Annotated in this window: 14 protein-coding genes; 5 read left to right on the top strand and 9 right to left on the bottom strand. The window is 73.5% G+C overall.

Annotated features, from left to right (window positions below; genetic code table 11):
• Nucleotides 1-57: 57 nt before the first annotated feature.
• A complete protein-coding gene (locus ACGFZS_RS24565) occupies nucleotides 58-1,398 on the bottom strand; it encodes a copper amine oxidase (protein ID WP_393535409.1) in 1,341 nt (446 codons plus the stop codon).
• 64 nt (nucleotides 1,399-1,462) lie between these two features.
• Nucleotides 1,463-2,284: a Tat pathway signal sequence domain protein gene (locus tag ACGFZS_RS24570; protein ID WP_393796929.1), complete on the bottom strand. Its 822-nt coding sequence runs from the start codon at nucleotides 2,282-2,284 to the stop codon at nucleotides 1,463-1,465.
• 196 nt (nucleotides 2,285-2,480) lie between these two features.
• Between ACGFZS_RS24570 and glgX the strand changes: the two genes are divergently transcribed.
• From glgX to ACGFZS_RS24585, 3 genes are all read left to right on the top strand, one after another.
• Nucleotides 2,481-4,589: a glycogen debranching protein GlgX gene (gene glgX, locus ACGFZS_RS24575; RefSeq protein ID WP_393796930.1), complete on the top strand. Its 2,109-nt coding sequence runs from the start codon at nucleotides 2,481-2,483 to the stop codon at nucleotides 4,587-4,589.
• Between the two features lie 120 nt (nucleotides 4,590-4,709).
• On the top strand, nucleotides 4,710-7,043 hold the full coding sequence (gene treY / locus ACGFZS_RS24580; RefSeq protein WP_393796931.1) for a malto-oligosyltrehalose synthase: 2,334 nt from the start codon (nucleotides 4,710-4,712) through the stop codon (nucleotides 7,041-7,043).
• 262 nt (nucleotides 7,044-7,305) lie between these two features.
• Nucleotides 7,306-8,556, top strand: a complete 1,251-nt coding sequence (locus ACGFZS_RS24585) for a M14 family zinc carboxypeptidase (protein ID WP_393797018.1) — start codon at nucleotides 7,306-7,308, stop codon at nucleotides 8,554-8,556.
• Nucleotides 8,557-8,590: 34 nt separating this feature from the next.
• Here the strand turns inward: ACGFZS_RS24585 and ACGFZS_RS24590 are convergent, their stop codons facing one another.
• The 3 genes from ACGFZS_RS24590 to ACGFZS_RS24600 all read right to left on the bottom strand — a co-directional run bounded on the left by ACGFZS_RS24590 (nucleotide 8,591) and on the right by ACGFZS_RS24600 (nucleotide 11,049).
• Nucleotides 8,591-9,007 (bottom strand): SSI family serine proteinase inhibitor, encoded by a 417-nt coding sequence (locus tag ACGFZS_RS24590; RefSeq protein WP_365684222.1) that lies wholly within the window; start codon nucleotides 9,005-9,007, stop codon nucleotides 8,591-8,593.
• Nucleotides 9,004-10,329, bottom strand: coding sequence for a M14 family zinc carboxypeptidase (locus ACGFZS_RS24595; RefSeq protein ID WP_393796932.1), 1,326 nt, complete (start codon nucleotides 10,327-10,329; stop codon nucleotides 9,004-9,006). The genes ACGFZS_RS24590 and ACGFZS_RS24595 overlap by 4 nt, the downstream gene beginning before the upstream one ends.
• A gap of 168 nt (nucleotides 10,330-10,497) precedes the next feature.
• The gene (locus ACGFZS_RS24600) at nucleotides 10,498-11,049 is read right to left on the bottom strand and encodes a DUF1707 and FHA domain-containing protein (protein ID WP_365684218.1); all 552 of its coding nucleotides are present in this window, start codon (nucleotides 11,047-11,049) and stop codon (nucleotides 10,498-10,500) included.
• Nucleotides 11,050-11,224: 175 nt separating this feature from the next.
• On the opposite strand from ACGFZS_RS24600, the gene treZ reads away from it, so the two are divergent.
• Nucleotides 11,225-12,970, top strand: coding sequence for a malto-oligosyltrehalose trehalohydrolase (treZ, locus tag ACGFZS_RS24605; protein WP_393796933.1), 1,746 nt, complete (start codon nucleotides 11,225-11,227; stop codon nucleotides 12,968-12,970).
• Nucleotides 12,971-12,983: 13 nt separating this feature from the next.
• On the opposite strand, the gene ACGFZS_RS24610 is transcribed toward treZ, so the two are convergent.
• From ACGFZS_RS24610 to ACGFZS_RS24625, 4 genes are all read right to left on the bottom strand, one after another.
• Entirely contained in the window at nucleotides 12,984-13,940 is a 957-nt protein-coding gene (locus ACGFZS_RS24610; protein ID WP_393796934.1) for an aminoglycoside phosphotransferase family protein, read from the bottom strand.
• Nucleotides 13,941-14,002: 62 nt separating this feature from the next.
• Nucleotides 14,003-15,133, bottom strand: a complete 1,131-nt coding sequence (locus ACGFZS_RS24615) for an aminopeptidase P family protein (RefSeq protein ID WP_393796935.1) — start codon at nucleotides 15,131-15,133, stop codon at nucleotides 14,003-14,005.
• Nucleotides 15,134-15,284: 151 nt separating this feature from the next.
• Nucleotides 15,285-15,839, bottom strand: a complete 555-nt coding sequence (locus tag ACGFZS_RS24620) for a PDZ domain-containing protein (RefSeq protein ID WP_393796936.1) — start codon at nucleotides 15,837-15,839, stop codon at nucleotides 15,285-15,287.
• Between the two features lie 91 nt (nucleotides 15,840-15,930).
• A complete protein-coding gene (locus ACGFZS_RS24625; RefSeq protein ID WP_393796937.1) occupies nucleotides 15,931-16,815 on the bottom strand; it encodes a LysR family transcriptional regulator in 885 nt (294 codons plus the stop codon).
• Nucleotides 16,816-16,902: 87 nt separating this feature from the next.
• Between ACGFZS_RS24625 and ACGFZS_RS24630 the strand changes: the two genes are divergently transcribed.
• Nucleotides 16,903-17,646: a hypothetical protein gene (locus tag ACGFZS_RS24630; RefSeq protein ID WP_393796938.1), complete on the top strand. Its 744-nt coding sequence runs from the start codon at nucleotides 16,903-16,905 to the stop codon at nucleotides 17,644-17,646.
• Nucleotides 17,647-17,780: the final 134 nt, after the last annotated feature.

Below are 17,780 nucleotides of genomic sequence, written 5' to 3' on the forward strand. Positions count from 1 at the left end.
CAAGGAAGGGTACTCCGCGAGCGGTCGGCGGTGCAGCCGGATGGACAGTGTCGTTTCTCAACTACCGTTTCCGGGCTGACCGTTCTGATCGGCAAGGGCGGCCGGAGTGAGCGGATTCATAGCGGTGACGTCACGCGGGGCGATGGAGAAGCCCTGCCAGTGGACCGGCATCGGCTGCTGGTCCTCGTCGCGCGCGATGTGGTGGAAACCGACGTTCACCCAGACCACAGGGTTGGTGAGGGTCTGTCCGTTGACCCACTTGTCGACGGTCTTGGGGTGACCGGTCGCGCAGCCCGGGTTGTTGCTGGCGAACAGCTCGCACTTGTCGTACTGGGTGAAGTAGACGTCGTGCTTGGTGAAACCGTGACCCGGGTACTTGTTGGTCGCGCCCTGGACGATCTCGTACGAACGGGCGTGCCCGTCCTTGTTCTTGCCGGCGGTGCTGACCACCCGCCACCACCGCATGTTCTTGGAGTCACCGGCGAGTTCCTTGGTGACGTTGGTGCGGGTGGTCTTGTTGGTGGGCGCCTCCTGGCCGTGCGTCGGGGCGCTGACCACCGAGTCGTACTGCTCCACGCGGCTCTTGGAGGAGCCGTCGAGGTCGAAGTTCAGCTTCCAGAACACGTTGTGGCTGTGGCTGGTGGCGTAGGCGTGGGCGCCCTTGCCGATCGGCCAGCCGCGGCCGTCGCCGGCGTCGTAGTCGCCCGGCGAGAGGCTGCCGGTGGCACCGACGTTCATGTTGATGGTGCCGTCGTCCTGGAACCGCCACTCGGTCATGTACTCGTACCAGCCGACCTTGTTGACGGTGTAGACCAGCAGGTCCTTGCCCTGCTGCTGGTACACCCGGTTGCCGGTGTCGGCCTGCATCCGGTAGGCGTGGCCGCGCGAGCGGGTCGTGGTGCACAGGCCGTCGACGTTGGGGTGGGCCGGGTCCCAGGCGTCGGGGACCTTGACGGTCTTGATGGTGCCGCCGGGGCACTCGGCCGAGGCCAGCGGCACCAGGCCCTGGGCGAAGCCGAAGCCGGTCAGGTCGTCGTACTCGACGCTGCCGTCGTCGTAGGGGACGTCGATCTGCGCGAGCCGGGCGCTGGCGAGGACCTTGATGGGGGCGGCCTCGCCCTTGGGCTGGTAGGAGATGTGCTCCAGGACCAGTCCGGCCTTGCTGTCGTAGCGCCAGCACATCCGCCAGGTGGTGCCGGTGGAGAGCTTCTGCTCGATGCGGTAGGCGGCGGAGCAGTCGGCGGCGGCCGCGGCGGCCCGCTTCGGCTGGGCTACGGCGGGCCCGGCCGCGGTGGTCGCGCCGGCCGCCAGCGCGGCCACGGACAGGCCGACGGCGGCCGTCCTGCGGGCACGGCTGATTCTGGGCACACGCGCGTGCGCGCGCTCGTTCACGTGCATGACGAAGTGACTCCTCGTACGGAAGACGCGGTGAAGTGCGATGGGCGGGGCGAACGGCGTCGGCTCAGCGGCCGAGCTGCACGACCTTGCGCGCGCTGAGGTCGACGATCAGCGAGCGGGCGTCGATCCACGGCCCGTTCTTGACCTTCGGGAAGAGCCGCACGCAGCGGTGTTCGCCGCACTTGTCGAGCGCGGCCGGCTGGGCGCCCGGAGTGGCGCGGTAGACCGCGCTGTTGAGCAGCAGTTGCTGCTCCGGGTCGGTCAGTTCGCTGCCGGTGGCGTCCTTGAAGTCCGCCTTCAGGCCGGCGCCGAGCGGGTCGCCGATCAGCAGCTTGAGCGCCTGGACGTTCTCGTCGTGGCTGAGCGGCGGCTGGACGCCCTGCCGGCTCGTGGTCTGTTCGACCTTGCCGGTGTCGAGGTTCACGGTCCGGGTGACGAGGCTGTCGTTCCGGTAGTCGTAGAACGTCACGTCCGCGCGGCGCGGCGAGTTCGAGCTGTCCAGTTCGTTCGCGTCCGGCTCGGCGAGGTCGACGCTGATCCGCTCCGGTCCGCGGGCGCCCTCGGCGTTCTCCCCGGCGTTGAACATCTGCTTGGTCAGAGCGAGTTGTTCGACGCGCTTGGTCTCGTCGTCGGTCAGCGGGTCGCTGCCCGTGCCCTTCTTGCCCTCGGCCGGCGCCTGTTCCACCACGCCGCCCTTGACGGCGTCCTGGCCCTGCCCCTGGCCCGCCGACTGCGCGGCGGCCGTGCCGCTTCCGTCACTCCCTCCCGACTCGTTGGCCCCGGCCGTGCCCGGCAGGGTGATCCCGACCATCACGGCGGTCCCCGCCACCGCCAGTCCCGCACCGGCCACCACTTTGCCCAGATGGCGGTGCACTATCTTGCGCACATCTTCCCCCTACTCCCCCTTGGTCACAGGGAGTACGTGTATGCCCCACTGGTTCGGCACACCTCGCCCCACGGGCCGCTGTGTGCACTGGTCGCGGGGTAAGAGGGGCGTAAGTCACCTGGGGTTCCATTACTTTCGGGCAGACTCATGACCAAGGCGCCCCCGGGCGCGAGACACACCTGGAAGAGTCGACTTCATGCAGGTCTGGCCTGGAGAGGCGTATCCGCTCGGTGCCACGTACGACGGCGCCGGGACCAACTTCGCGGTGTTCACGGAGGCCGCGGACCGAGTGGAGCTGTGTCTGCTGCACGACGACGGCTCCGAGACCGCGGTGGAGCTGCGGGAGAGCGACGCCTTCGTGCGGCACGCGTACCTGCCGGGCGTGATGCCGGGGCAGCGCTACGGCTTCAGGGCGCACGGCCCCTACGACCCCGGGCGCGGGCAGCGCTGCAACTCGGCGAAGCTGCTGCTCGACCCGTACGCGAAGGCGGTCAGCGGGTCGGTGCGCTGGGGCGAGGAGGTGTACGGCTACCACTTCGGCGACCCCGACAAGCGCAACGACCTGGACTCGGCGCCGCACACCATGACCTCGGTGGTGATCAACCCGTACTTCGACTGGGGCGACGACCGCCGGCCGCGCACCGAGTACCACCACACGGTGATCTACGAGGCCCATGTGAAGGGCCTCACCATGCGCCACCCGGGCCTGCCCGAGGAGCTGCGCGGCACCTACGCGGGCCTGGCGCACCCGGCGCTCATCGAGCACCTGGTGGAACTGGGGGTGACCGCCCTCGAACTGATGCCGGTCCACCAGTTCGTGAACGACCACCGCCTGGTCGACATGGACCTGAACAACTACTGGGGCTACAACACCATCGGCTTCTTCGCCCCGCACAACGCGTACGCCTCCTGGGGCGACCGCGGCCAGCAGGTCCTGGAGTTCAAGTCGGCGGTCCGCGCCCTGCACGAGGCCGGGATCGAGGTGATCCTCGACGTGGTCTACAACCACACCGCCGAGGGCAACCACCTGGGCCCGACCCTGTCCTTCCGCGGCCTGGACAACCCGTCCTACTACCGCCTCACGGACGACCCCCGCTACTACATGGACACGACGGGCACCGGCAACTCCCTGCTGATGCGCTCGCCCCACGTCCTCCAGATGATCATGGACTCGCTGCGCTACTGGGTCACCGAGATGCATGTCGACGGCTTCCGCTTCGACCTCGCGGCCACCCTCGCCCGGCAGTTCCACGAGGTGGACCGGCTGTCCTCGTTCTTCGACCTGGTCCAGCAGGATCCGATCGTCTCCCAGGTGAAGCTGATCGCCGAGCCCTGGGACGTCGGCGAGGGCGGCTACCAGGTGGGCAACTTCCCGCCGCTGTGGACCGAGTGGAACGGCAAGTACCGCGACACGGTGCGCGACCTCTGGCGCGGCGAGCCCCGGGCGCTGGCCGAGTTCGCCTCCCGCCTCACCGGCTCCTCCGACCTCTACCAGGACGACGGCCGCCGTCCGCTGGCCTCCATCAACTTCGTCACCTGCCACGACGGCTTCACCCTGCACGACCTGGTGTCGTACAACGACAAGCACAACGCGGCCAACGGCGAGGACAACCGGGACGGCGAGAGCCACAACCGCTCCTGGAACTGCGGGGTCGAGGGCCACACCGACGACCCGGCGATCCTCGAACTGCGCGACCGGCAGATGCGCAACTTCGTCGCCACGCTGATGCTGTCCCAGGGCGTGCCGATGATCGGCCACGGCGACGAGTTCGCGCGCACCCAGCACGGCAACAACAACGCGTACTGCCAGGACAACGAGGTCTCCTGGGTGGCCTGGCCGTCCCCCGAGGACGACAGCGACCTGCTCTCCTTCACCCGCGCGATGGCCCGGCTGCGCAAGGAGCACCCGGTCTTCCGGCGCCGCCGCTTCTTCCACGGCCGCCCGGTCGAGGGCACCCACGACGACCTCTCCGACATCGCCTGGTTCACCCCCGAGGGCCACGAGATGGCCCAGCAGGACTGGGACTCCGCCCAGGCCTCCGCCCTCACCGTCTTCCTCAACGGCAACGCCATCTCGGAACCGGGCGCACGCGGCGAGCGCATCGCCGACGACTCGTTCCTCCTGATGTTCAACGCGTCCCCCGACTCCCTGGACTTCGTGGTCCCGGTGAACCACGGCCGCCAGTGGGAGGTGGTGGTCGACACCGCCCAGGCCGAGGGCGTACCCCCAGGCCCGAAGGTGGACGGCGGCGCACGCCTGACGTTGACGGGCCGAAGCCTGACCGTTCTGAAGAGGCCCGCATAGACGCGCCCCGTCAGGGGCGCGGGGCTGTATTCGATATGCGGCTACCGCCGCGGGGCGCGATCAACCCCCACCGGCCCGCGCTGTGACACAAAAACACACAGCGCGGGTACAAACATCCGCATGACAGCCGTGCCGACAGCCACCTACCGCCTCCAGCTCCAGCCCAGCTTCCCCTTCTCGGCCGCCGAAACCGCCGTGCCGTACCTCGCCTCGCTCGGCATCTCCCACCTCCACCTCTCCCCGATCCTGGAAGCCGTCCCCGGCTCCACCCACGGCTACGACGTCGTCGACCACGCGCGCGTACGCGAGGAACTCGGCGGCGAGGACGCGCTCCGCGCCCTCGCGCGCACCGCGCGGCAGCACGGTCTCGGCCTCGTCGTCGACATCGTGCCGAACCACATGGCGATGTCCCCCCGCCACAACCGCGCCCTGTGGGAGGTCCTGCGCGAGGGCCCGAAGTCGCCGTACGCGCGCTGGTTCGACATCGACTGGGCGGCCCAGGGCGGCCAGCTGCTGCTGCCGGTGCTCGGCGCCCCGCTCGGCGACGTGCTCGGGCAGCTCGTGGTCGACGGTGACGTGCTGCGCTACCACGAGCACGCCTTCCCGCTCCGGGCCGGCACCGCGGACCTGCCGCTGCCGGAGCTGCTGGACGCCCAGTGGTACCGCCCGGCGTGGTGGCGGCTGGCCCGCACCGAACTCAACTACCGACGGTTCTTCAGCATCTCGGAGCTGATCGGGGTGCGGGTGGAGGACCCCGAGGTGTTCGAGGCGACCCACGGCAAGATCCTCCAGCTGCTGCACGAGGGCGTGGTGGACGGGCTGCGGATCGACCACCCCGACGGGCTCGCCGACCCCGACGGCTACCTCGCGCGGCTGCACGAGGCGACGGGCGGGCGCTGGACGGTGGTCGAGAAGATCCTGGCCGACGGCGAGCGTCTGCCGGCCGGCTGGCCGGTCGCGGGGACCACCGGGTACGACGCGCTGCGGCAGGTGGACGGCGTGTTCACGGATCCGGCGGGCGCCGGTGAACTGCTCGGACAGTACCGGCGGTTCGCGGCCCCGCAGACGGACCGGGGCGGCGACTGGGCGGCGACGGTGCGGCGGGCGGCGTACAAGGTGCTCACGCACGAGCTGGCGGCCGAGACGGACCGGCTGACGCGGGTGGCCGCGCGCGTGTGCGCGACGTCGCAGGATGCCGGGCTGCGCGACCGGGCGCCCTGGGCGCTGCGCACCGCCCTGCAGGAGCTGCTGGTGCGGATGCGGGTGTACCGGCCGTACGCCTCCGGTGACGTGGCGGCCGTGGTCACCGAGCGGGCCGCCGAGGAGGCCCGTCTGGCCTTCGTGGTGCCCGAGGAGGGCGGCGCGGTGGACGTGGTGCGCGGGCTGCTGCTGGCCGGGGACGGGCCGGGAGCCGCCGAGTTCCGGACCCGGTTCGCGCAGACGGCCTCGGCGCTGCGCGCCAAGTCGGTGGAGGACACGGCGTTCTACCGCTATGTGCCGCTGCTGTCGGCGACCGAGGTGGGCGGGGACCCCGGCGCTCCGGGCGTCTCCCCCGACGCCTTTCACGCGTACTGCGCGCGCGTGCAGCGCGACTGGCCGCTCACCGGGACGGTGGTGACGACCCACGACACCAAGCGCAGCGCCGATGTGCGGGCGGCGCTGGCCGTGCTCACGGAGTGCCCGCAGCGCTGGGCGGACGTGCTGACCGAGGTGACCCGGGACGGCGAGGGCGGGCCGGACGCGCAGCTGGCCTGGGCGGCCTGGCAGACGGTGTTCGGGCTCGGCCCGGCGGAGCCCGGGCGGGTGGCGGAGGCGCTGCTGAAGCATGTGCGGGAGGCGGGGCTGTACACGAGCTGGACGGAGCAGGAGCCGCCGTACGAGGAGGCGGTGGCCTCGTTCGTCGCGGCGGGGCCGTGCGGGCCGCCGGGTGAGCCTGTGGCGGCCTTCCGGGCCTCCCTGGCGGCGCATGTCCGGGCGAACGTGCTGGGCACGGCTCTGGTCCATCTGACGATGCCGGGGGTGCCGGACGTCTACCAGGGCACGGAGGGCGAGTACCGGGCGCTGGTGGACCCGGACAACCGGCGCCCTGTGGCGTTCCCGCCCGCGCACCCGGGCGAGAAGGACGCGGCGACGGCGGCGGCGCTGCGGCTGCGGGCGCGGCGCCCCGCTGTCTTCGGCGACACGGCGACGTACGCGCCGCTGCCGGCCGAGGGCCCGGCCGCGGCGCACTGCCTTGCCTTCGCGCGCTCCGGGGAGGTGGTCACGGCGGTGACCCGGCTGTCGCTGCGGCTGGCCACGGCGGGCGGCTGGCGGGACACGGTGCTGCCGCTGCCGCCGGGGCGGTGGGCCGACGTGCTCGCACCGGGACGGGAGTTCACGGGGCACGCGCGCGTGGCGGAGCTCTTCGAGGCGCTGCCGGTGGCGCTGCTGGAGCGGGTGGAAGACGGGGACTGAGGGGCGCATTCACCCGTACGAGTGAAATGCGGGTCCGGGTGGGGGCCTTGCTGAAACTCGCCGGGCGCGGACGGCGTCCGTATGGGCGCGCGGAGCCGTTCCGCGCCCCGGAGTGACTTCGCACCCCCAGCGGCGCCCACCGCCCGGCCGGCCGACGGTTCGTGCCCCTGGGCGCCCCCTGGAGCCTCCCCCGGGAGGTTCTTGACAGTTCACCTATGCCGTGCGGGACTGGGGAATGCGAAGCCGGGCGGACAAGTCGGGGGTGAGTCTCCTGCCGGAGCTGCGTTACCCCAGTGTTCCCGAACTCGTCGCAACCGCCCGGGCATTGGCCGCGCACCGGCCCGGCCTGTGCACCTTGCGGCAGATCGGCCTCTCCCGCGCGGGCAGACCACTGCACCTGCTGTCCGTCGGGCACGCCCGGCGGGCGGTCCTGGTGGTCGCGGGTGCCCACGCCAACGAGCCGACCGGGGGCGGCACTCTCCAGGTACTGGCCGAGCGGGTGCTGCGGGAGCGGGAGCTGCGGGCGGACACCTCCTGGCACTTCCTGCTCTGCGCGGACCCGGACGGGGCGAGCCTGCACGTCACCCCGGCGCCGCGCAGCCTGTTCGACTACCACCTCGGTTTCTACCGGCCGGCGGGCCCGGAGCAGCCGGAGTGGTCGCCGTCGGTGCTGCCGCCGGACCGGCTGCCGCCCGAGACCGTGGCCCTGCTCGCGGTGATCGACGAGCTGCGCCCCTACCTCCAGGTGACCCTGCACGGCACCGATCTGGGCGGCAGCTGGGTGCAGCTGACGAAGGACGTGCCGGGGCTGGCCGAGCCGTTCGCCAAGTCCGCGGCGGAGCTGCACATCCCGGTGGAGACGGGCGCCTCGGACGCCGCGGGCTGGCCGGCCTCGGGGCCCGGGGTGCGGGTGATGCCCGGTCCGGAGACGGGGGTGGCGTACCCGAGCATGCCGGACGACGCACGGCACAGCACCTGGTACCACGCGCACCGCTACGGCGGTCTGACGGCGGTGATCGAGGTGCCGATGTGGGCGAGCGACCTGGTCGACGACCCGGCGCCGCACCCGGCGCCGGCGGCGGCGATGCGGCGCCTGGCGCGCCGGCTGCTGCGGGACTCGCGGGAGGTGGAACGGGTGCTGGCCGAGGCGCTGCCCCGGCTGGACGGCCTGGACGGGCCGCTGCTGCGGGCGGCCCGCTGGGCGCTGGGGCTGATCCCGGGGCTCGCCGAGGACTGGATCGCCCGGCAGCCGGTCGACACCACGATGGCGTACGTCGGCAGTGTGGACGCCTTCGGGCGGCGGCTGCCGCTGCGGGCGGCCTCGATGCTGCTGCGGGTGCTGCGGGAGGCGGACGACCGCGCGGCCCCGCGGCTGGAGGAGCTGGTGGCCGCCTGGTGCGAGGCCTACGGGGAGCGTTTCCGGGCCCGCTGGGTGCCGCTGGAGCGCCAGGTGGAGCATCAGTCCCGGACGGTGCTGGCGGCCGCGCAGCACGCGCGCGAGGGGGCGGCGTGAGGTCTCGGGGGCCGCACGCCGCCCGCCCCCGGGGTCAGCCGTCGAGGGCGAAGACCGGCCCGGTCCTGGCCGCCATCACGCAGGAGTTGGAGAACGTCTCGCGGTAGTCGATCGGCCGGCCGTTCCACTCCCCGCGCGCCTGGGCCGTCACGGGCGCGTAGAGCATCGGGCACATCGCGTTCTTGGGCGGGGCGATACGCGTGATGTCACCGCCGACCGTGTCCAGTTCGGCACAGGCCTCGGCCGCGTGCGTGTGTCCCTGGGGCGGGTCGCACAGCAGCAGGGTGCCGCGCGTGTCACTGGAGCGGCTGTCGCCCTTGGTGACGGTCAGGAAGAGGTAGTCGCCGCCGCGCGTGGCGGCGGGCGCGGCCTGGGCCGGGCCGGCGGCGAGGAGGGCGGTGGCCGCCAGCAGGGCGCCGCCGGCCGCTGTCGCTCTGATCAGAGAGGTCATTCCCTGTGCATCGGCACGGCGGCCTCGGCGCCCCAGCCCGGCTCACCCGAACGGGCACCCGCGCGCGCGTGGCGGTGCGCCAGTTCGAAGGCGCTCAGGACGACGCGCGTCTGGTACTCGGCCTGGCGTGCGACCGGGATCCAGCGGGCGCCGAGGGAGTCGTGGTAGTCCGCGCACCAGGTGTCGATCAGCCGGTCCAGGTCGGGCAGCGCGTCGGCCGGGTCGTGCCCGGTGCTGCGCAGCAGCTGGTGCAGCAGCCCGGCGGTGCGCAGGGCCAGCCGGCGTCCGGCGATGCGCAGCGCGGCCAGGTGGGCGCTGCTGAGCGGGGGCAGCGGGCGGGCGCTGCCCGCGTCGGTGTCGGGGTCCCAGGCGTCGGCGAGGCCGGGGCAGACGAGCAGGTAGTCGTCGACCGGCGCGAGCAGCCGGGCCGCGTCCGGGGCCGCGGACAGCTGGGTCCTGACCCGCGCCAGAATGCCGTCCAGGAGGGCCGTGTCCGCCCGCAGGGTCCGGCTGACGGCCCGCAGCGCCGCGTCCCGGTCGGCGGGCGGTGCGCCGTCCTGGACGGCGTTCACGCCCCACATCGGCGCCTCGACGATGGCGGTGACGGTGCCGTGCCGGTAGGGGTGGAACCAGGTGGACTCGACGGCGGCCTCGGTGATGGCGGCGGCGAGGTCGCCCCGGCGGGGCGGCGGCACCCGGTAGACGGCCGGGCCCAGGGCCGGCCAGTACAGCGTGTCGTAGGCGCCGAGTTCCCGGGGGATGCCGAGCCGGCTCGCGGTGTGCGTGAGGCGGCGGTCGAGGCCCGGCAGGTCGCGGGTGAGCTCGACGAAGCCGCCGCCGACGTCGACGCCGTGCAGCGAGCACTGGAGGAAGGGCCGCAACTCGTCCTGGACGTCGAGCAGCGCCCGGGTCTCGGGCAGCGCGACCGCGTCGGCCCCGTCGGGCAGCCACTCGGGCTGCTCCAGGAAGCCGGGCCGGAAGAAGTTCCGGAAGTAGTGGCCGAGGGTGTACGGCCCCGCGAGCCAGCCCTCGTTGCGGCGCGAGCCGTCCGGATCCAGGCAGAGCAGCAGGTGCCAGGTGACGTCGGCGGCCTCGGTGAGCCGGGAGTCGGCGAGCACCCGGTCGGCGAGGCGCAGCACGGTGGCGCCGCCGATGGGTTCGTTGGCGTGCGGGCCGGCGACGACCAGGGCGTGCCGGCCGCCGTGACCGATGGAAAGCAGCCACATGGGCGTGCCCGCGCGGGAGGTCCCGACCCTGCGCAGCCGGGCGTCCCGGGGCCGGTCGGCGGCCAGCGCGGCCGCCCGGGAGACCAGCTGGTCCACGGACGGGTAGCGGAGGAGCGGCAGAACACACCTCCACAATGCGGTGCCGTCGGTTCACATGATGTGCATGGCGTCCACACAGTCAGTCACGACTTCAGGGGTACGTCAACACCGCGACGGGCATACGTTTTTCAGCCACTCGGAGACAGCGGCCGGCAAAGGGCGGGCTCAGGAGGCCGCGAGCCGGAAGGACACCCGGCCGAAGCCGATCTGGTCCCCCTCGCGCACGACGGCGGCGCCGGTCACCCGGCGGCCGTTCACGGTCGTGCCGTTGGTGGAGCCGAGGTCCCGGAGTATCCACAGGCCGCCCTGGCGGCGGAGTTCGGCGTGCACCCGGGAGACCGTCTCGTGGTTGAGCCGCAGCCCGTTGGCCGGATCGCGTCCGATGCGCAGCGGATGGCCGTTGCCGGGGTGCGGCAGCAGCAGTTTGGGCAGCCGCTCGGCCTGCCAGGCCCGGCGCAGCCGCACGGTGAACCCGGAGACGGCCTCGACGGTGCCGAAGAGCACGCGCGCGAAGCGGCTCTCCTGGGGCAGGTCCGCGGTGAGCGCCGCGAGTTCGTCCGCGCGGCGGGCGGCCAGCGCCAGCTCCATGCGGCGCACGAACGTGTCGTGCGACAGCCGCCCCATGACGACGCCGTCACGCAGCACACTCAGCGCCTTCTCGCGCTCCGCGTCGGACAGCCGCGCGGGGTAGGTGTGGAACTCGAAGGACGACGTCACGCTGCCGATTCTGAGTCAGTGAACCCCGAGTGTCCAGAAAACGGGGAAACGGCCGTCACGCGCGCGTACGGACGGCGACACCCTCCGGGAAAGCCGGGATTCAAAAGCGGTCTGATCGCTTTCCCGGCACGATGGACGGACTACCTCACGATGAGCCAGACGAAGGGGACCGTCCGTGCAGTTCGAGGTGTGGGCACCGCAGGCAGACCGGGTGACGCTCCATTGCGACGGCGTCACGCGCGCGTTGGAGCGCGATCCGCGGCGGCCGGACTGGTGGACCGGTGCGGCGGACGCCGAGGACGGCACCCGGTACGGGTTCGCCCTGGACGACGGCCCGGTGCTGCCCGACCCGCGCTCGCGCCGCCAGCCGGACGGACCGGACGGGCTCAGCGCGGTCGTCGACCACGGACGTCACCCATGGCGGGCCGAGTGGCCCGGCCGGGCCCTGCCGGGCGCCGTGCTCTACGAGCTGCACGTGGGCACGTACACCCCCGAGGGCACCCTGGACGCGGCCGCCGCCCGCCTGGAGCACCTGGTGGAACTGGGCGTCACCCACGTGGAGTTGATGCCGCTGTGCCCGTTCCCCGGCCGGCACGGCTGGGGGTACGAGGGGGTCTCGCTGTGGGCGGTGCACGAGCCCTACGGCGGACCCGAGGCGCTGAAACGGTTCGTCGACCGGGCCCACGAACTCGGGCTCGGCGTCGTCCTGGACGTCGTCCACAACCATCTGGGCCCCTCCGGCAACTACCTGCCCGCCTTCGGGCCGTACTTCACGGAGACCCACCACACGCCCTGGGGCGCGGCGGTCAACCTGGACGCGCCCGGTTCGGACGAGGTGCGCGCGTACCTGGTGGGCAGCGCGCTCGCCTGGCTGCGCGACTACCGGATCGACGGGCTGCGCCTGGACGCGGTGCACGCGCTGTGCGACACGCGCGCGTGCCACTTCCTGGAGGAGCTGTCGACGGCCGTGGCCGCCCTGGCGGCCGAGTCGGGCCGGCCGCTGTTCCTGGTCGGCGAGTCCGACCTGAACGACCCGCGTCTCATCACCGCGCGCGCGGAGCACGGTCTCGGTCTGGACGCGCAGTGGAACGACGACTTCCACCACGCGCTGCACACCACGCTGACCGGCGAGTCCCAGGGCTACTACGCCGACTTCGCGCGCGACCCGTTCGCCGCCCTCGCCAAGACCCTCACCGGCGGCTACTTCCACGACGGCGCGTACTCCAGCTTCCGCGGCCGCCACCACGGCCGCCCGCTGGACCGCGCGCGGGTGGCCGGGCACCGGCTGCTCGGCTACAGCCAGACCCACGACCAGGTCGGCAACCGGGCCCAGGGCGACCGGCTCTCGGCCTCCCTCTCCCCCGGCCTGCTGGCCTGCGCGGCCACCCTGACCCTGACCGCGCCCTTCACGCCGATGCTGTTCATGGGCGAGGAGTGGGCGGCCGGCACCCCCTGGCAGTTCTTCACCGACCACACGGACCCCGAACTGGCGGAGGCGGTACGGCGGGGCAGGCGCCGGGAGTTCGCGGCGCACGGGTGGGCCGAGGAGGACGTACCCGATCCGCAGGACCCGGCGACCCGGGACCGGTCCTGCCTGGACTGGTCGGAGCCGGAACGCGAGCCGCACGCGCGCGTGCTGGCCTGGTACCGCCGGCTGACCGCGCTGCGCCGGGAGCAGCCGGACCTCACCGACCCCGACCTCGCCGACACCAAGGTGGCCTACGACGAGGAGGCACGCTGGCTGGCCTTCCGGCGGGGGGACGTACGGGTGGCGGTGAACCTGGGCAAGGAGCCGGCCGCCATCCCGCTCGGCACCGGACGGGTGGAGGTGCTGGCCGCCTGGGACCCCGTGGCGGCGCCGGGCGCGGACGGGGTGCTGCGGGTGCCGGGCGAGTCGTGCGTGGTGCTGACCCGGCCCTGAGCGGCCGGCCTCGCTACGGCTCCACGTCGTCCCCGTCGTCCTCGGGGGCCTCGCGCAGCTCCGTCACCCGCTCCAGCAGGATCGCCTCCCAGGCGCGCCGGAGCCGGGTGCGCAGCAGCGGCAGGGGGCTGTCGTCGCGGCCTTCCAGGCGGTCGGCGAGGCGGATGACGGTGTCGCAGCGGGCCAGCCACAGGCCGCGCAGGCAGGGCCGGGCGCCGTAGCCGGCGAGGGTGGCCGCGCGGACGGCCGCGCCGGAGCCGACCGCGAGGGCGAGCCCGGCGATGTCCTCGGCGGGGTCGCCCACCGCCGCGTCGGTCCAGTCCAGGACGCCGCGCACCCTGCCGTCGGCGCTGACCACCAGGTGCTCGCCCTTGAGGTCGTGGTGGACCAGCACGGCCGTACCGGGCTGCGCGGCGAGCTGGGCGGCGCCCGGCGAGGTGAACTGGAGCAGCGGCGCGGGATCGAACTCGTCGGCGGCGGCGAGGCGTTCGGCGGCGGGTACGGCCATCCGGCGCAGCGCCTCCAGGGAGCGCGGCGGGGTGCGCGGCACACCGAGCGTCTCCGCCTGCCGTACGGGCACCTCGCGCAGGCCGGCGAGCAGCCCGGCCAGGTCGGCCTCACCGACCGCGGAGACGTCGTGCTCCTCGGCCGTGCCCCCGGCGATCGCGGTGTCCAGCGTGTAGGTCAGGCCCGGCGCCCACTCGCCGTGCGCGACGCTGGTCGGGACGGTGACCGGCAGGTGCGGGCGCGCCAGGTCGCGCAGCCGCAGTTCGCGGCGCTGCCGGGCGGCGGCCTCCCGGTCGGGCGCCAGCCGCAGCACATGGCGGGTGCCGACCCACCAGGTGGAGTGCTCACCGCCCGCCGCGACGGGCCGGACGTCCGGTCCCGAGGTTCCGGTCGCGCTCTCCTTGAGCAGCGAACGGACCAGTCGGCGGACGGTGTCCGCGGTGGGTGTCGGTGCCTGGGTCATGGATCGCGCCGTTGCCGTTCGGGTGGGATAGGGGCGAGAAGATACTCCCGGGGCCGGGTCGGTCAGCCCACTACGACCATCTCGCGGGTGGTGTTGTTGAAACGACGTCCGCCCTCCTCGGTCACCGTGACGATGTCCTCGATCCGCACGCCGAAGCGGCCCGGCAGATAGACGCCCGGCTCCACGGAGAAGCACATCCCGGGCACGAGCGGCTGCTCCTCGCCCTCGATCATGTACGGCGGCTCGTGCGTGGTGACGCCGATGCCGTGGCCGGTGCGGTGGATGAAGAACTCGCCGTACCCGGCGTCGGCGATGACCGCGCGGGCGGCCCGGTCCACCTCCTGGCAGGCCACGCCGGGGCGGACGGCCCGGAACCCGGCCTCCTGGGCGGCGCGCACGAGGTCGTGGACCTCGCGTTCCTCGGCGGTCGGCGGGCCGACGTGCACGGTGCGGGTGGTGTCGGAGCCGTAGCCGTCCTTGAGGCCGCCGAAGTCGAGGACGACCATGTCGCCGTCCTGGATGACCCGGTCGCCGACCTCGTGGTGCGGGTTGGCGCCGTTGGGTCCCGAGCCGACGATGGTGAAGTCGACCTGTTCGTGGCCGAAGCGGCGCAGCAGGTCGGCGAGGTCGTGGCCGACGTCGGACTCGCGGCGGCCGGCGAAGGGAACCTTGCGGATCTCCTCGAACGTTGAATCGGCGGCGGCTCCGGCGGCCGCGAGGAGTTCGAGTTCGGCCGCGTCCTTCACGGCGCGGAGCATGGGCAGCGCGTCGGTGAGGGAGGCGTACGAGGTGTCCGGAAGTGTCTTCTGCAAGCCCAGCAGGTGCATGGCCCAGGCGTTGTCGCTGATACCGAACCGGCCGCCCTTGCCGAGCAGGTCGGCGGTCACGGCGTAGGGGTCCTTGCCGTCGGTCCAGTCCCGCAGGGTCAGCACGTCCGCGCCGGCCGACTTCGCGGCGTCGGGCGCCTCCAGGGTGGGGACGACCAGCACGGGGTCCCTGCCGGGGGCGAGGACGAGGAGAGTGAGCCGTTCGGTGACGGCGGTGGGGGTGTAGCCGCTGAGCCACACCATGTCGGGGCCGGGGGCGATCAGGAGGCCGGCGAGTCCGGCGTCGGCCGCGGTGTGCGCCGCGCGCGTCATGCGGGCCCGGTAGTCGTCGGCGGTGAAGGGCGCGGCGGGTGTCGTGCCGGTCATCCGGGGCCTCCTTGCGCGGGTGAGGGGGCTGTAGGGCCTCGGTGAGCATCCTGCCGGGTGTTGTGGGGCGGCGCGAGCCGGTTTGCGCGGAAGCGCCGTTGTGTGTCTCGGTTGTGCGGCGGGTGCGGCTGCGTCGTGGCTGTGGGCGTTGTCAGGTGACGACTCCTGGTACCACCGTCAGCTGCTGATACCCCCCGCTCTCGTGCCGCACCGTGAGCTTGGCCTCCCTGCCCGGGCGGGCCTCGGTCACCGCTCGTACCAGGTCAGCGGCGTCGTCGATCCGCCGGTCGCCGAGTTGGAGGAGCACATCGCCCCTGACCAGGCCCGCCGAGTAGCCCGGCCCGGGCACATGGACGCCCACCACCAGTGCGCCCACCTTCTCGGCGTCGACGGCCTCCACGCCGAGCGTCGCGGCGACGGTCCAGGACGGGCTGGGGGTGAGGGACGGTGCCGGCCTGGGCGTCTGCGGCGGGCCCTGCCGCTGCAACTCCGCAACCCTGCTCAGGCCGATCACCGTGGCGCCGACCGTGCCGATACCGACCCCGGAGAGCACCAGCACCGTGCCGGCGAAGAGGCCGAAGAGCAGGGTCCTGATCCGGCGGCCGCGGCGGCGCGCGGCGTGCGGGCGGTGGGCCGGGTCGGGTGGGGGGTCCTCCCCGCGTTCCTGGCCCGGGATCGGTTTGGGACGCAAAGCGGTCTGTTCCATGGTTCGCCTCCAGCCCGAGCCCTACCCGGCGCACGCGGGCGCGACGAGTCACGAACGAGTGAGACTGACCCGGGGTCAGGAGCGGGAAGCCTTAGGCCTCATCTGCGTCCCGGGCACCGTCGACCAGGATCGCCACCAGGGCCGCGGCCGCCCCTGCGGGGGTCCCGGCGTACACCAGTTCCACCCGGTGGATGACCCGGGGCGCGGTGACCGGGACGGCGACCGTGCCGGGGACGCCGGTGGCCGTCCGGCGGGGCAGCAGGGTGAGGCCGTGGCCGGTGGCGGTGAGGGTGGTGAGGGTGCGGAGGTCGGAGCCGTCGTAGCGCAGGGCCGGGCGGAAGGCGCCGCCGCCGGTCGCGGTGCGCAGCTGGGCGAGGGGCAGGGCCGCGCCGGGTGCGTCCAGCCAGCGGGCGTCGGCGAGGTCGGCGAGGCGCAGGCCCGGGCGGCCGGCGAGGGGATGGCCGGCGGGGAGCAGGACGGCTACGGGTTCCTCGCCGACGCCGTGCGTGGTCAGCGGTGCCACGTCGGGCAGGCGCAGCGGGTCGCTGGGGGCGGCGAGGCCGTCGAGCAGACCGAGGTCGGCGGCGCCGGTGGCGACGGCGGCCGGGATCTCCTCGCGGGGCAGGACGCGCAGGGTGACGCCGTCGGCGGGGAGCGCGGCGAGGACGCCGGGGCCGAGCGCGGTCGGGGTCGCGGCGAGGGTCAGGCCGGGCACCGGCGCGGCGGCCATCCGTACGACGTCCGCGCGGGCCGCCTCCAGCCGCAGCAGCAGCGGCCCGGCGTGCTCCAGGAGCCGTTCCCCGGCCGCCGTGGGGGTCACCGGGCGCCGGGTGAGCAGGGGCGCTCCGAGGTCCTGTTCGAGGGCGGCGATGTGCTGGGAGACCGCGGACTGGGTGTAGCCCAGGGTGCGGGCGGCCTCCGAGAAGGAGGCGAGGCGGGCGACGGTGACGTAGGTGCGCAGCAGGTGCGGGTCCATGCCGTACAGGGTCGCATCAGAATCGCTTATCGAGAGTGCACCGATCATCGTTGGACGTGAACCGGAAACGGCGCCCAGGATGAGGGCATGACGAACTCCGCAGCTCGGACCGCACGGACCGCCACGATCGCCCTGGTCGGGGACCGCTCCCCCAACGTCGTCTCGCACACCCGGATCCCGCACCTCCTGGCCGCCCTCGCCGAGCGCGACCGGCTGGTCCTGGACGCCTACTGGGTTCCCTCCGAGGACGCCGAGGACGTGGCCGCGGTGCGCGGCTTCGACGCCGTGTGGGTGCTGCCCGGCAGCCCGTACCGCAGCGAGGCGGGCGTGCTGCGCGCGATCCGCACCGCCCGCGAGGAGGGCATCCCCTTCCTGGGCACGTGCGGGGGTTTCCAGCACGCGCTCCTGGAGTACGCCCGCAACGTCTGCGGACTGACCCGGGTCGCGCACGCCGAGAACGACCCCGACGCCGAGGACCTCCTCATCGAGCCGCTGGCCTGCTCGCTGATCGGGCACGAGTCGGCGGTGACCGTCGAATCGGGCTCGCTCGCCGAGGCGGCGATCGGCTCGGGACGCACGGTCGAGCGGTACTTCTGCTCGTACGGCCCCTCCCGCCACCTCGACACGCTGCGCGCCCACGGACTACGGCTGTCGGGCCACGACGAGGACGGCCATGTCCGCGTCGCCGAACTGCCCGGCCATCCCTTCTTCCTGGCCACGCTCTTCCAGCCCGAGCTGGCCGGCGACGGCTCGCGCCCACACCCGGTGGTCCGGTCGCTGGCGCGGGCTGCGACCGCCCACGCCGGGGAGCGGCCGCGCACGTCGGCGTGAGACCGCGACGACGCCGGTCCGGGTCGCAGCCGGAGTGCGTGGTCAGCGGCGGCGCCGGTCCGGGGCACGGCCGGAGTCCGTGGTCAGCGGCGGCGCCGGTCCGGGGCACGGCCGGAGTCCGTTGCCAGTGGCGG

This window comes from Streptomyces sp. NPDC048288 (genome assembly GCF_043201555.1).
GTDB lineage: Bacteria > Actinomycetota > Actinomycetes > Streptomycetales > Streptomycetaceae > Streptomyces.